This is a genomic window from Streptomyces sp. Je 1-79, assembly GCF_025195125.1.
Taxonomy (GTDB): domain Bacteria; phylum Actinomycetota; class Actinomycetes; order Streptomycetales; family Streptomycetaceae; genus Streptomyces.
In genome coordinates, this window is record NZ_JAMGSL010000004.1 from 329,549 (window position 1) to 344,089 (window position 14,541).

The following is a 14,541-nucleotide window of genomic DNA, read 5'->3' on the forward strand; positions in this document are numbered from 1 at the left end:
CCCCACCATCCTAGTCATCTGATCGAGTCACTTGACCAAGTCGATCACCCCATGCGAGATCCGGAGCGGCCGATGCGCGGCGCGCGCGATCTCCCGAAGTCGAAAGGACTGGAGGATGACCGAAACCACTACGGTCCCTGCGGTGTCCGGCGCAGAGGCGGCCGGAGAGGTCGTCATCCGAATCGAGGACGATGCGACTCCCCTCGTTCGGTTGATCGGCCGCACCCTGCGGGATTCCGCCCGCGCGGGCCATGCCCTCCCTCTGCTGCGGAAGGCGGCCGCCACGGTGGCGATCCGGTCCCACGACACGCCGCAGGCGGCGACGATCACCTTCGGCGGCGGCGTCGTCGCCGTTTCGAGCGGAGCCCCCGCCGAACCCGACGCCGCGATCACCGTCGACCTGAACGCCCGCTTCGCGCCCGCTGACGCTCCCTCGGGCGACGCCGAGTTCGCCGCGGACGTGCTGTTCGCGCTGTCGCCGCCGGTACCGGGCTGGCAGGCAGCCGCCGAGCACTTCTGGACTGCAGCGCGTTCCGTGCCGGGGATTCCTGACGTGCTCGTCGCGGTCACCGAAGGCCCCGAGGGCCTGGAGCAGGTCGTGCTCGGCGAGGGCACGACGCAGTACCTGATCGCCGGAGCCCCCGAGGCGCTCGCCGGCGTGTTCTCCGGAGCCGACGACCTGCTGGCTGTCCTGTCCACGGGTGTGCTCGGGGTTCAGGGCACCCTTTCCCAGTTGTCGGTCATGGTCGGCGCATCCTGGAAGGTTCGTTACGATGTCTGAACTCACCCAGCCCGTCGCGGGAGTTGACGTCCGCGATGCCGGAACGCGGGCCGTCCGGCTCGAGGCGACGAACCACGACGGCTCGTTCCTCGGCAAGACCGTGGCGCCGAAGAAGTTCGCCTCGGGCGTGAACTCGGGGTTCGCCTTCGCCGACCTCCTGTTCGGGCTCGACCTCGGCAATGCCCCGGCCCTGGGTTTCGCCTTCCCCGACTGGCGCGGGCATCTGGACGACGTCTACTTCCGCCCCGACATGTCGACCCTGGTCGAGTGGGAGCCGGGTCTCGACGCCGTGGTCGGCGACTACTGGCTGAAGGACGGCACGCCGGTCCCTCTCTGTCCGCGCAACCTCACGCGGAAGATGGTCGGCCGCCTCGCCTCGCTCGGCTTCACCGCGACCGTCGCCGTCGAGATCGAGGCGACCGTCTTCGAGGAGTCCGTCCACGAGGCGCGCGCACGCGGATACCGCGACCTGACTCCCCTCGGCGGGAGCGCGGGTACGGCCTACCACCTGGCGAAGTCGAAGGACTGGACCGGTTATATGAAGGCCGTCGCCAACCGGCTCGACGCGGTCGGCATCGAGTGGGAGGCCTGGAGCGACGAGGACGCCGCCGGCCAGATCGAGATCAACCTGGCTCCCGGCGACCCGATCACGATCGGTGACGCCTGGGCACGGACCCGCCAGATCATGCGCGAGGTCGCGTTCGACCGCGGGCACACGGTCACCTTCATGGCGAAGCCCACCGCGGGTTACGGACAGGCCTCGCACATCAATCTGTCTCTGCAGCGCGACGGCGTCAACACGTTCTACGCGGAGGAGGGGCCGTCGGAGACGATGCGCCACGCCATCGGCGGCCTGCTCGCGACGATCGAGGGCAACTGCTCGATCGTGCTCCCGCAGATCACGTCGTACCGGCGCCTGGTGGATCTCAGCGGCCCGCCGGTCACCGTCAGCTGGGGCATCAGCAACAAGACCACCGCGGTCCGGGCGGTGTGCGGACATCCGTCGTACTCCCGCCTGGAGTACCGGGTCCCGGGGGCGGACGCGAACCTGTACCTCGCGCTGGCCGGCGTGCTGGCCGGTGTGATCGCAGGTCTGGAACGCAAGATCGAACCGCCGGAGCCGGTCACCGACATGGCGTGGTGCATGCCGCCCGGGATCATCACACGCCTCCCGGACACCATCACGAAGGCCGCCGCCGCGCTCGAAGCCGATCCGATCCTGCGCGACCTCCTCGGCTCCGACTTCGTGGACTACTGGGTCGGATCACGCCGGTGGGAGTGGATGCAGTTCCACACCGCGGGCGGGGACCCGTTCACCGAACTCTCCCCGTGGGAGTCCACCCGCTACTTCGAACTGCCGTGAGCGGGAACGGAGTTGCGTCGGCCCCGGCGCGGCCGCTCATCGGCATCACCGGTCGGCGGATCCGGCTGGACCTGATCAGGGGCGCGGACCCCCGGTACGGCGATCGCTGCGCCGACAGCTACATGTCGGACTACGGCATCCGGATCGCACGGGCCGGCGGGCTCCCGGTGAATCTCTCGTACGAGACGGACCCGGAGGCGGTCTGCCACTGGCTGGCCGGCGTCGTCGTCACCGGCGGGCAGGACCTGCATCCGGCGTGCTGGGGCGGGGACCCGGCCGTGGTCCGCGACGTCGACCCGCGTACGGACCCCATGGTCCACGACGCCGAGCGGGACGCGTACGAGCTCGCACTCGTGCGCGCCGCGCTCGACCGAGGGATCCCGGTGCTCGCGGTATGCCGGGGCATGCAGATCCTCAACGTCGCGCTCGGCGGCACGCTCATCGCCGACCTGCCGCCCGGCGAGGTGCGGCACCTGTCGCAGGAGGCCGCGCTCACCGACGGCACGGACGATCACCTCGTGACCTTCCGGCCCGGCTCGATCGTGGCGGGACTGTTCGGAGCGCGGACCGTCACCAACTCCTGGCACCACCAGGCAGTCGGTCGCTGCGGCGAGGGGCTCGTCGTGACGGGCCGGACGGCCGACGGCGTGGTCGAGGCGGTGGAGCTCCCGGACGCACCGGTTCTGGGTGTCCAGTGGCATCCGGAATGGATGAGGAGCGACGATCCGACGATGACGTGGATCGTCGAGGAATCCGTGAAGCGGCTGTGACGAGGGGATCCGAGTGCGTCCGCCTGCCGTCGCCGGCGGACGCACTCGGGTCCGCCGGCCACCGCCGTGCCCGGCGGACCCGGCGGCGCTGCTCGTGATCAGGCGAGCTTCGCGGCCAGCCACGCATCGAGGACGTCGATGACGACCTCCGCCTGCCGGGCGGCTTGGGCGCGATCGGCGTACGTCAGCCAGTTCATGACGTAGCCGTCCGACAGGGCGCCGACGACGTAGGTGATCTGGTCGATCGTCTCGGGCGCGATGTCCTGTCCGGAGGCCGCTCTCTCGAGGATCGAGCGCATGACCTTGAACGCCGCGTTGTACACGGCCTCGGCCGGATGCTCCCTCGTGCGCTGCGCCCAGCTGATCAGCTCGATGGTCGCGGAGGCGAAATCCGAGGACTTGAGATACCAGTTCATGAGTCCGCGGAGGATCGCACGCGCCGTCGCGCTCACGTCGCCGTGCACGTCGTTCGCGACCAGAACCTCGCGGTACCGCTCCGCCAGCCGTTCGAAGACGGCTGCGAACAGCAGCTCCTTGGACTGGAAGCAGTAGTGCAGCGTCGCCAGCGGAGCGTTGGCCTGCTCGGCGATCCGGCGGGTCGTCGCCCCGTCGACGCCGTGGCTCGCGATCACTTGGATGGCGGCGTTCACCAGGTCGTTGCGCCGCTCGGCCGCCGGTACGCGTGCCACTTGTGCCCCCTGCCGAAGTTGGACGATCGATCAAGTCAGCGACCAGGCTAACAGGCGGATCGGCGGCATCAGCCCAGGCCGCAGCAGCTTTGCGGAAATAGTTGGTCAGATGACTTGATCGGTCGACCGTGATGCAGCAGCATGAATGTCTACCCCCTCGTGAACGCCCCGGCCCTCGCCGGTCTCGCTCGACCGAGACCTTCGGCAGAGCCGTGGAGGCCGACGAGGCTTTCAAGGAACCGAGGACACATGGAACTCAAAGCAGCGCTCTTCCTGCTCGCCGACGTGTTCATGATCACGGCCGGCTTCACCTTCGGATGGAAGTTCATCCGGGAATACGGGAACTACCTGCTCGGCCTCGAATGGATCATCGTCGCCACCTCCGGGACGAACTTCCTCGTCTACGCGCTCCTGGGGGCCGACGAGGACAGCCCCATGTACACCGCGGCGCATTTCCTCGACGCGTTCTCCCGGTCGGTCGGCATCACGCTGATTCTCGTCATGGGCCTGATGGGTGCGACGCACCGGTACAAGCCGTCCAAGGCGACCGACGTCGGGGTGTTCGCGTTCGCGGCCGGTGTCGGACTCCTCCTGCAGCTGTTCGGCGAACGGCTGGGCCTGGCCCTGGACATCTTCTACGTCGTCGTCAACGTGCTGACCACTCTGTTCCTGATCTACTTCTCGAAGCGGCTCTGGGCGATCGGCGCGAGGGGAACGGCCATCGTGGCGGGACTGGCGACCGCTGCCGCGTTCACCATCGCCGCGACCTACGACTTCGTCCGCATCCCGGGCGACGACGAGGCGCACACCCTCTTCTACATCGCCGCGCTGAGCACCTGGGCCTTCCAGATGTGCACGTACTACTTCGCCTACCGCGCCCTGCACGCCCACAACGAGTCGGCCGACGCGGAGCCGGACCGGCGCGAACAGAGCCCCGCCGACGCCTGAGCAGCCACGATCCCGTCGCGGCCAGGGAAGCGCCGGCCGCGATCGAGGCAGAGAACCGAGGAGAACGTCCCATGCAGAGGAAGCATCCGTGGTCGTGAAGGAAACGCCAGAGGGAAACGTGGTCCCGCACCGTCCGCGACCGGCCGTCAGGCCCGGGCAGATGGGGGAGGACCCCTCCACCACGACGCTGACCGGCCTGCTGTCCGAGCGCGCGCGGCGATCGCCGGATCAGGAGTTCCTGCGCTTCGGCGACGAATCCTGGACCTTCGCCGAGATCGACGCCTGGACCTCCAGGCTGGCGCACCGGCTGATCGAGGTCGACGGCGTCCAGGCGGGCGACCGCGTCGCGATCATGCTCCCGAACATCGTGCACTGGCCCGTCGTGTGGCTGTCCGCACTGAAGGCCGGCGCTGTGGTGGTGCCGGTCAACTCCTCGTACAAGAGGGCCGATCTCACGTTCCTCCTGCGCGATTCGGGAGCCAGGGTCGTGTTCACCGACCGCGAGCGGGCGGCTCTCCTGACGGAAGTCGCCGCCGGTGAGCACGACCTGGCGGAGCTGCGCATCGTCGACGTCGCCGATGACGGCTCCGCGCCGTTCCCGGCGACCGCTCCGAAGGTGCGCCCCACCGGCGAGACCCTGGCGAACCTGCAGTACACGTCGGGCACCACCGGCTTCCCCAAGGCGTGCATGCTCACCCACGACTACTGGGTGCGGCTGGGCTGGACCTGCGCCGCGGCGACCGGACTCGGCGCCGAGGACGTCCTGCTCACCGCTCAGCCGTTCTCCTACATGGACCCGCAGTGGAACACCGCGCTCGCCCTGACGGTCGGGGCCCCGCTGGTCGTGCTCCCGCGGTTCTCCGCGTCGGGCTTCTTCGCCGACGTCCGCCGCCATCGCGCGACCTTCTTCTACGTGCTCGGATCCATGCCGACGCTGCTGTTCAAGCAGCCGCCGGGCCTCGACGACCTGGACAACGAGGTGCGCCTGGTGCTCTGCTCAGGCGTTCCGGTCGGGCTCCACGCCCAGCTGGAGCAACGCTGGGGCGCGCCGTGGCGGGAGATCTACGGTATGACCGAGTCCGGCGTCGACATGGTCGCTCCCGTCGACGACGTGACTGCCGTGGGAAGCGGGAGCCTGGGGCTTCCGGTGCCGACCAAGCGGGTCCGGGTGGTCGATCCGCAGGGCGCCGACGTGCCCGACGGCGAGCCAGGTGAGCTGATCGTCTCGGGGAAGCCGATGATGCGCGGCTACTGGAACCGTCCGGAGGACACCGCCCAGGTGCTGCGGGACGGCTGGCTGCACACCGGAGACGTCGTCGTCCGCCGGCCTGACCGCGGCATCAGACTGGTCGGGCGGATCAAGGACATGGTGCGTCGCGGCGGCGAGAACATCGCGAGCGCCGAGGTCGAGGCCGTGCTCGAACGTGACGACGCGGTCGTGGCCAGCGCGGTCGTCGCCGAACCCGACGAGACGTTCGGCGAGGAGGTCAAGGCCTTCGTCCAGCTCGCCGCCGGGATGCCGGCCGACCGCACGACCGCCGCGCGGATCATCGACCGGGCCGGTCGGCAGCTCGCCCGCTTCAAGGTGCCGCGCTACGTCGAGTTCGTCGCCGACTTCCCCCGTACACCGTCCGAGCGCGTGTCCAAGCCGGCGCTCAAGGAGCGCGCCGCGGCCGAGCCCGGCGTCACCTACGACCTGGGCACCCGGCGCGGGACCGCGGGCGCGCCCGAGGTCCCGCCCACGGACTCCCTCGGCGTCGAGGTCGTCCGCGGTGTGGCGGTGCTGACGCTGCGCCGTCCGGAGAAGCTGAACGCCATGGACGTCGCCACGCGACTGCGGCTGGCCCGCGCCGTCCGCGCATACGGCTCCGGCGAGAACGTACGCGGGATCGTGCTCACCGGCGAGGGCCGGGCGTTCTCGTCGGGCGAGGACCTCCAGTCCGTGCCGACCTCGTACGAGGAGGTCCGGGGCGCGTTCGAGAGCTTCCACGACATCACACGCGCCATCGTGGAGACGCGAGTTCCCGTCATCGCGGCGGTGAACGGTCTCGCGGTCGGCGGCGCCTCGGAGATCACCCTCTGCTGCGACGCCCGGATCGGAACCCCGGCGACGGAGTTCTACCAGCCGGAGAACGGCCGGGGGATCACGATCTCGAACGCGTCGAGCCTGCTGCTGACGCGCCTCGTCCGGAACCACGCGATGCGCATGGTCCTCGGCTCGCCGCGGATCGGCGCCGAGGAGGCCCTGCGGATCGGTCTCCTGGACGAGATCGTCGCGTCGGACGAACTCGTCGACCGGGCCATCGACCTGGTGGCCGCCTGGACCCCGGAGAGCAACACGACGGCGCTTCACCTGGCGCTCCTGCGACCGCAGCCCGAAGAGATCGAGCAGGCCTTCGCCCGTGAGGACGTCGCCGCCAAGAAGGCCTGGGAGAGCGGGGTGTTCAGCGCCGGCATCGAGGGCTTCTGGGCCGCGAAGGGCGCCGGCGCATAGCTCCGGGACGGGGCGACACCGCATCACTTTCACGGAACGAACGACAGAGGAGACTTGGACGTGATCGACACAGAGGCCGCGGTACTCACCGCGGTGAACGAGCCGCTCGAGATGACCGCGATCCAGGTGGACGATCCCGAGCCCGACGAGGTGCGCGTCGCGGTCTCCCACGTGGGTCTGTGCCACAGCGATCTGCACTACATGACCGGAACGGTGCCGACCGGTCTGCCGGTGGTGGTGGGACACGAGGTGGCCGGCGTGGTCGAGACGACCGGCTCCGCGGTGACCGGGCTGCGCCCGGGCGACCGCGTGGTCGGGGCGCTGACGCCGTCGTGCGGCCGGTGCGTCAACTGCGAGGCCGGCCGGTCGACGCAGTGCCTGCGCACCGAGGAGATCCGGCGACGTCCGCGTCCCGCTTTCCAGCTGGCGGACGGCCGGCCGGTCGAGCGGCTCGGCGACATCGGCGCGTTCTCGCGGCACACCCTCATGAGGGAGAACGCGCTGGTGAAGCTGGACGACGCGGTGCCGCTGCACGTGGGGTGTCTCCTGTCGTGCTGTGTCATCACCGGCGTGGGCGCCGTCTTCCGCGGCGCCCGGGTGCGTCCGGGGAGCACGGTCGCGGTGATCGGCTGCGGCGGCGTCGGATCGGCCATCATCCAGGGAGCCAGGCTCGCGGGGGCCTCGGCCATCGTCGCGATCGACCTGGACGAGGCGCGACTGAAGGCCGCGCGCGGCTACGGCGCGACCCACGTCGTGCACGGAGGCGCCGACGACGTCGCCGCGGAGGTGCGGAACCTGCTGGGCGACGGGGTCGACTACTCGTTCGAGGCCGTCGGCTCGGCGCGCACCGCGGCCACGGCGCTGTCGGTGCTGCGGGCGACCGGCACCGCGACCCTGGTGGGCATCGCCCCGGCAGGTACCGAGCTCACCCTGCCCGCGTCGGACTTCTTCTTCGGCGAGAAGCGCCTCATCGGCTCGTACATGGGCTCCGGTCAGGTGCGCCAGGACATCACCCAGCTCGCACGCCTGTACCAGCAGGGGCGGCTGCTGCTCGACGAGATGGTCACGCAGGTCATCCCGTTCGGCGAGATCAACGAGGGCTTCAAGGCGATGCGCAGCGGTGACGTGACCCGCGTCGTCGTCGACCTGAAGGCCTGAGGAACACGGACGCGGAGGTGACTCATATGTCGAGCAGCGAGACGGCCGTCCCCCGGCCGGTGAACTACATCGCGGACGCCTGGAGCGACTGCGAGACGGTCCAAGGCGAATGGAACGTCGACCCCAACACCCGCCGGCCGGTGCACCCCATGGTCACGACCGGACCCCGGGACGTCGAACGGGCCTTGCGGCACGCGGAGCGCCTGTACGGCGTCGGCCGGTGGGACGACGGGGCCCGTCGAGAGCGCGCGGACATGCTGGAACGCGTCGCCGTGCTCGTCGAGAGCCGAGCGGAGGACATCGCCCGCACGGATTCCCTGACCAGCGGCGTGCCGATCGGCGTCACGCGGAAGGTGGCCGCCTTCCTGCCCGCCAGGATCCGGGCGACGGCAGCGGAACTGCTGAGCATCCCCCGCGTGCGAGCGCTGGCGGCGGACGGCCGTGACGTCCGCCTGTACAAGGTCCCGTGGGGACCCGCCGCGATCCTCACCCCGTGGAACGGCCCGAGCTTCATCCCCGCGGCCAAGGTCGTGAGCGCGGTCGCGGCGGGGTGCCCGGTGATTCTGAAGCCGTCGGAGCACGCTCCGGGCAGCGCCCAGATCATCGTCGAGTGCTTCGTCGAAGCCGGACTGCCCGCCGGCGCCCTGCAACTCGTGCACGGCCGCGGCGAGGTGGGCGCCGCGCTGACCGGTGACCCGCGCATCAAGGTCGTTTCGTTCACCGGCGGCCCGGTCGCCGGCCGTGCGATCGCCCGCGCCGCCGCGGAGGACTTCAAGGTCCTTCAGCTGGAGCTCGGCGGCAACAACCCCGCGCTCGTCCTGGACGACGCCGACGTCGAGGTCGCCGCCGACGGCATCTTCGAGGGAATGACCAAGCTGAACGGCCAATGGTGTGAGGGGCCGGGCAAGGTGCTCGCCCACCGGAGCCTGGTGGGGCCGCTGCTCGAAGCGCTGACCGAGCGCATCGCCAAGGTCGTGGTCGGTCACTCCCTCGACGAGGGCGTCGAGCTCGGCCCGATCTCGAACGCACCGCACTTCGCGACGCTGGAGAGCCGGATCGAAGGACTGCGCGCCCTGGGAGCCACGATCCACCAGCCGGCCCGACTCCCGGATCTCGACGGGTTCTTCCTCTCGCCGACAGTCGCCGCCGGGGCCGACCCGGCGAAGGCCACCGCGGAGCTGTTCGGTCCCCTCGTGTCCGTGCACGCCGTCGATTCCGACGAGGAGGCGCTGCGCATCGCGAACGCCAACCCCTCAGGACTCGACGCCTACGTCTTCGGCGGCGATGTCGAGCGGGCGATCGCGGTCGGCTCGCGGGTGCAGTCCGGCGAGGTGCGCGTCAACGGCGCGAAGGTCGCGGACCTCGGCGACGATTCCGCGCAGAGCTTCTGGGGGCCGGCCGGCATCGGCGGTCACGGCCCGGCCGAGTCGGTGCGCGTGTTCTGCGGCGACCGGGTGGTCGGCGTCGACTCGCCGGACCTTCCGCTGTGAACCGCGTCGCCCGATGAACCAACCCCCCGCCGCTGGAGAACTCCCATGCTGAACCTCTCGATCCTCCTCGAAGACTCCGCCCGCACGTACCCGGACCGGGACGCGCTCGTACTCGGCTCGAACCGGCTGACCTACCGCCAGGTCGACGCGGCGGCGAACCAGGTCGCCAACCTGCTGGTGTCCCGCGGTGTCCAGCCCAGCGACAAGGTCGCACTGAGCTGCCCCAATCTCCCCTACTTCCCCATCGTCTACTACGGCGTCCTGAAGGCCGGGGCGGTCGTGGTACCTCTCAACGTCCTGCTCAAGGGCCGCGAGATCGCCTACCACCTCGACGACGCGGACGTCTCGGCGTACTTCTGCTTCGAAGGAACTCCGGAGCTGCCCATGGCCGCGGAGGGCCATGCCGGACACCGCGAGGTCAAGACGGTGGAGCACTTCTTCGTCATCACCGCCGACCCGGAAGCCCCCAGTCCGATCGCCGGTGCCGAGACGCTCGGCCAGGCGCTCGCCGGCATGAGCACCGTGTTCGAGTCGGTGGTCAGAGAGCCGACCGACACCGCGACCATCCTGTACACATCGGGAACGACCGGTCGGCCCAAGGGCGCCGAACTCTCCCACGCCAACACGATGCTGAACGTGATGGCCTGCAACCGGCTGTTCCGCAACGAACCGGCCGCGGACAGTCAGTTGGTCTGCCTTCCGCTGTTCCACACCTTCGGTGCGACGGTGCAGATGCACGCCGGGTTCTCGGTCGCCGCGACCTTGCACCTCGTGCCGCGCTTCGCCGCCCGTGAGGTGGTCGAGCTGATGGACCGCGAGGTCATCACGTTCTTCGCCGGGGTACCGACCATGTGGTGGGGGCTGCTCAACGCCCTCACCGACGACATCGACGTCCAACGGATCGCCGCGCACCTGAGGATCGGGATCTCCGGTGGGGCGGCCCTGCCTGTCGAGATCATCAGCCAGGTCGAGCAGCGCCTCGGCATCACCGTGCTCGAAGGGTACGGGTTGTCCGAGACGTCGCCCGTCGCCACGTTCAGCGACCCCCGGCTCGAAGCCCGACCGGGCTCGATCGGCGTCCCGATCTGGGGTGTGGAGCTGAAGCTGATCCGGCCGGACTGGACGGAGGTCACCGTGGCCGGGGAGGTCGGCGAGATCGCGATCAGGGGTCACAACGTCATGAAGGGCTACTACAACCGCCCGAAGGCGACGGCCGAGGTGATCCGCGACGGATGGTTCCGCACCGGAGACCTCGCACGGCGCGACGAGGACGGTTTCTACTACGTCGTCGACCGCGTGAAGGACCTCGTCATCCGCGGCGGTTTCAACGTCTATCCCCGCGAGATCGAGGAGGTACTGCTCACCCATCCCGCGGTGAGCCTGGCGGCGGTCATCGGCGTTCCGCACGACAGCCACGGCGAGGAGATCAAGGCTTTCGTGATCCTCGAAAGGGATGCGGCCGTCAGCGCCGAGGAGCTCGTCGCCTGGGGCAAGGAGCAGATGGCCTCCTACAAGTACCCCCGCATCGTCGAGATCGTGCCGAGCCTGCCGATGACCGGCACCGGAAAGATCCTCAAGCGCGAACTGAGCTGAGGTCCGAGAGAGCCGGAACGGCAACCCCACTGCGTACGACGCGAATCGAGGAACAGCGAGATGAAGACGGACGACGTCGAGTACACCAGCTTCAGCGGGTGGACCGACCCGCCCAGCGATGTCCGGTCCGCCCTGCGAGAGGACGTCACCTGTGAGGTCGCGGTCGTCGGCGGCGGCCTGGGGGGCATGTCGACGGCGCTGCGGCTGGCGGAGCGCGGCCGGGACGTGGTGCTGCTGGAGGCCGAGTTCTGCGGTTACGGCTCCGCCTCGCGCAACGCCGGGCAGGTGGCAGGCGCCCCGGGGGGCGACATCCAGCTCCTGAGCATGCTCTACCCCAGGAGGTTTCCCGGTGTCGTCCGGTTCGCCGAGAACGCCGCGCACTTCCTGGAGCGGATGATCGAACGACTGGACATCGACTGCGACTACGAGGCGACGGGCAACGTCTGTGCTGCCGTGTCCCGTGGGCAGATGGGCCGGGTGCGCCGCGTCACGAAGCTCCTGCGGAAGGCCGGCGCGAAGGTCGAACCGGGCACGAGCGCGGAGCTCGGCATCCCGCGCGGATTCCTCGGCGGCATGCGCGAATCCGTCGGCGGGACGATGAACCCCGGCGCGTTCAGCCTGGGCGTCCGCCGCGCCGTGCTCGCGTCGACCGCCCGGGTATTCGAGCGGACACGCGTCACCGACGTCACCCGGAACGGCGATCACGTCGTCATCAGGTCGCCCGGGGGCGAGGTCCGCGCGAACAAGGTCGTACTCGCGACGAACGCCTTCGGCGGCGATCTGGCCATCACTCCGAAGCGGCTCTCCGTGCCGATCTGGGTCAGCGAGGTGGAGACCGAGCCGATCGACCCCGCGCGCCTGGCCGCGCTGGGCTGGACCAGCCGGTCGGGGGTGGTGACCCAGCACAACATCATGGAGAACTACCGGCTCACCTCACGCAACACCATCGTGTTCGGCGTCCGCCGGCTCGTGCGGGGGAAGAACCACCCGCTTCCCCCGAGGAAGCCGGACCAGGCGGTTGTCGCCGACCTCGCACGTGCCTTCGAAACGCGCTTCCCCGCGCTCGCCGACGTCGCGGCCGCGCGTGCCTGGGGCGGATGGGTCGCGATCACCCCGTCATGGCTTCCCGTCGCCGGCACGATCGGCGGCGACGTCTTCTACTCGGTCGCCTGCAACGGTCACGGCCTGGCCCAGGCGCCGTACGCCGGCTCCCTCATCGCCGACCTGATCGTGGACGGCGAACAGCACGAGGACCTGAAGACCCTCTGGGCGAAGAAGCCCACCTTCCCGCGTCCTCTGATGATGGGCGCTTCGGGGCTGCGCACCATCTGGACCGTCGACCGTTTCAACGACCTGATCAACGGAAGCCGGCGGAACGCCCGGCGCGGCGCCGCTCCGGGAACTGATCACCACCGCCGGGCCGACGGTGCAGACCGATGACGAACAGGCAGAAGGAGTCACGAGCCATGGCCGCAAGGGAACGTGTGGACGAGGAGACCTGCGACGTCGTGGTCGTCGGCGCGGGAATGTCGGGTCTCATGGCGGCGACGACCGTCGCAGGCAAGGCCGACGTCGTTGTGCTCGAGGCGGGGGACCGGCCGGGCGGACGCGTCGAGACGGTCCGGAAGGGCGACTACTGGATCAACGTCGGGACCCAGTTCACGGAGGGGACCGGACCGTTGATCGACGCTCTCCACCGGCACGGTGTCGAGATGGGATCGCTGGCCGACACGAGCGTGGGGCTGGTCCTCAACGGGGTCCTGGTCGACACGTCCAACATATTCGCCCTCATGTTCCGCACGCGGATGAGTTTCATGGACCGGGTCGGCATGGCGATGGTCGGGGCCCGTATCCTCTCGGCCGTCCCGTTCCTGGAGTCCGACAGCCGGCTGGCGAAGAGGGTGCGAGCCAAGCTCGACAGGCGTCTCGCATCCGACCTCCTGCGCGGTGTCCGCTCCGATCTGACCCGGGCCGTGGTCCGGTCCTGGTCGGGGCAGTGGATGGGGTGCGAGCCGGCGGAGACGGCGGCGACCCAGCTCGTGGTGTCGATCGGACTCGCCCTCGCGGACCCGGCGAAGGTGCCGAACTTCGCCCTGCCGGTCGGCGGTAACCAGACCCTGACCGACATCCTTGCCGAGGACCTCGGGGAACGCCTTCGGCTCAACTCGACCGTCCGGTCCGTGGAGAAGAGCGGAGACGGGGTCGTTGTGAACTACGTCGACGCGGGCCGCCCGGTGAGGCTGCGCGCGAAACGCGCCATCGTCACGGTTCCCAGCGACGTCGCGCTGCAGATCCTTCCGGAACTTCCGCAGACGCACCGTGACGCGTTCGACGAGATCCGCTACGGCCGGTACGTGATCGTCGGCTTCTTCACCGAAGAGGAGGGGCCTCAGCCCTGGGACGGGCTCCTCGGCGTCTCCACGCCGCAGCTCTCCTTCCAGGCGATGTTCAACCACGCTGCCGCCATGCGCAGAGCCGGACCGCGCGAGCCGGGCGGTGCGCTGGCATGCTTCGCGGGCGGTGCGTCGGCCGACGCCTTGTTCGAGCTCTCCGACGAAGAGATCGTCGCCCGGTTCTCCAAGGACCTGCTCTCGGTCTACCCCCAGCTCGAAGGGAAGCTCGGGGACGGGATCGTGCGACGCCACCATCGCGTGGTGCCGTTCTGGGCGCCCGGCGGACGCGCGTCGTTGCCGACGCTGCGGGACCCCCTCGGACCGATCCACCTGGCCGGCGACTACCAGCTCGACATGCCGTCGCTCGCCGACGCGGCGATGTCGGGCGAGAACGCGGCAAAGGCGGTTCTCTCCAGCCTGGGACGCTGACCCGGAACCTCGCCATGGCGGTGGTGGTGCCGTCCGGCGCATCGTCCACCGGACCACACCGCGGTTTCACTGCCCGACGACGGCATTCTTCACACGTGTTCGACGCCCGCGGTCACCTAGCGCGGTCCGAGGTCACGCCGATGGAGACGCCCCGGGGGGTGCCGTCGTTCACTTCGGGCGGCGTGGCCGGGGCGCTCAGGACGGCCGTGAGGATCAGGCCCAGCACCGCGATGACGGTCAGCACGACCGCTGCCACGACCCGGGGGCTGCGTCGCGTGGCCCGGACCTCGCCGAGACCCGCCGGCCGGTCGGGGAACTGCTGGTGCAGAGCGTCCACCCGTGCGGCGAGCGCGGGATCGTCGTGGCTGAGGCCACGTTCGATCTCGGCAAGAATGCGCTGGTCATCCGTGGGTTGGCTCATGACGACCGCCTC

At 69.8% G+C, this 14,541-nt stretch carries 12 protein-coding genes; 10 read left to right on the forward strand and 2 right to left on the reverse strand.

The features are described 5' to 3' along the window. Nucleotides 1-115 precede the first annotated feature (115 nt). From M5362_RS09430 to M5362_RS09440, 3 genes are read left to right on the forward strand one after another with little or no spacing between them, the layout of a single operon-like run. The gene (locus tag M5362_RS09430) at nucleotides 116-781 is read left to right on the forward strand and encodes a hypothetical protein (RefSeq protein WP_260226924.1); all 666 of its coding nucleotides are present in this window, start codon (nucleotides 116-118) and stop codon (nucleotides 779-781) included. Continuing rightward, entirely contained in the window at nucleotides 774-2,144 is a 1,371-nt protein-coding gene (locus M5362_RS09435; protein ID WP_260226925.1) for a glutamine synthetase family protein, read from the forward strand. The genes M5362_RS09430 and M5362_RS09435 overlap by 8 nt, the downstream gene beginning before the upstream one ends. Then, entirely contained in the window at nucleotides 2,141-2,914 is a 774-nt protein-coding gene (locus M5362_RS09440; protein WP_260226926.1) for a gamma-glutamyl-gamma-aminobutyrate hydrolase family protein, read from the forward strand. The genes M5362_RS09435 and M5362_RS09440 overlap by 4 nt, the downstream gene beginning before the upstream one ends. A 98-nt stretch (nucleotides 2,915-3,012) precedes the next feature. On the opposite strand, the gene M5362_RS09445 is transcribed toward M5362_RS09440, so the two are convergent. After that, entirely contained in the window at nucleotides 3,013-3,603 is a 591-nt protein-coding gene (locus M5362_RS09445; protein ID WP_260226927.1) for a TetR/AcrR family transcriptional regulator, read from the reverse strand. A 249-nt stretch (nucleotides 3,604-3,852) separates the two neighbouring features. Between M5362_RS09445 and M5362_RS09450 the strand changes: the two genes are divergently transcribed. From M5362_RS09450 to M5362_RS09480, 7 genes are all read left to right on the forward strand, one after another. Further along, nucleotides 3,853-4,551: a transporter gene (locus M5362_RS09450; RefSeq protein WP_260226928.1), complete on the forward strand. Its 699-nt coding sequence runs from the start codon at nucleotides 3,853-3,855 to the stop codon at nucleotides 4,549-4,551. 160 nt (nucleotides 4,552-4,711) lie between these two features. Next, on the forward strand, nucleotides 4,712-7,045 hold the full coding sequence (locus M5362_RS09455) for an AMP-binding protein (RefSeq protein ID WP_260226929.1): 2,334 nt from the start codon (nucleotides 4,712-4,714) through the stop codon (nucleotides 7,043-7,045). Nucleotides 7,046-7,105: 60 nt separating this feature from the next. Beyond that, nucleotides 7,106-8,203: a Zn-dependent alcohol dehydrogenase gene (locus M5362_RS09460; protein ID WP_260226930.1), complete on the forward strand. Its 1,098-nt coding sequence runs from the start codon at nucleotides 7,106-7,108 to the stop codon at nucleotides 8,201-8,203. A 26-nt stretch (nucleotides 8,204-8,229) separates the two neighbouring features. Next, nucleotides 8,230-9,693, forward strand: a complete 1,464-nt coding sequence (locus M5362_RS09465) for an aldehyde dehydrogenase (RefSeq protein WP_260226931.1) — start codon at nucleotides 8,230-8,232, stop codon at nucleotides 9,691-9,693. A 45-nt stretch (nucleotides 9,694-9,738) separates the two neighbouring features. Then, on the forward strand, nucleotides 9,739-11,286 hold the full coding sequence (locus tag M5362_RS09470; protein ID WP_260226932.1) for a long-chain fatty acid--CoA ligase: 1,548 nt from the start codon (nucleotides 9,739-9,741) through the stop codon (nucleotides 11,284-11,286). Nucleotides 11,287-11,346: 60 nt separating this feature from the next. Then, nucleotides 11,347-12,726, forward strand: coding sequence for an FAD-binding oxidoreductase (locus tag M5362_RS09475; RefSeq protein WP_260226933.1), 1,380 nt, complete (start codon nucleotides 11,347-11,349; stop codon nucleotides 12,724-12,726). A gap of 26 nt (nucleotides 12,727-12,752) precedes the next feature. Then, on the forward strand, nucleotides 12,753-14,108 hold the full coding sequence (locus tag M5362_RS09480; RefSeq protein ID WP_260226934.1) for an NAD(P)/FAD-dependent oxidoreductase: 1,356 nt from the start codon (nucleotides 12,753-12,755) through the stop codon (nucleotides 14,106-14,108). Nucleotides 14,109-14,220: 112 nt separating this feature from the next. Here M5362_RS09480 and M5362_RS09485 read toward each other — a convergent pair whose 3' ends face one another. Further along, on the reverse strand, nucleotides 14,221-14,529 hold the full coding sequence (locus tag M5362_RS09485) for a DUF3040 domain-containing protein (protein ID WP_260226935.1): 309 nt from the start codon (nucleotides 14,527-14,529) through the stop codon (nucleotides 14,221-14,223). Nucleotides 14,530-14,541: the final 12 nt, after the last annotated feature.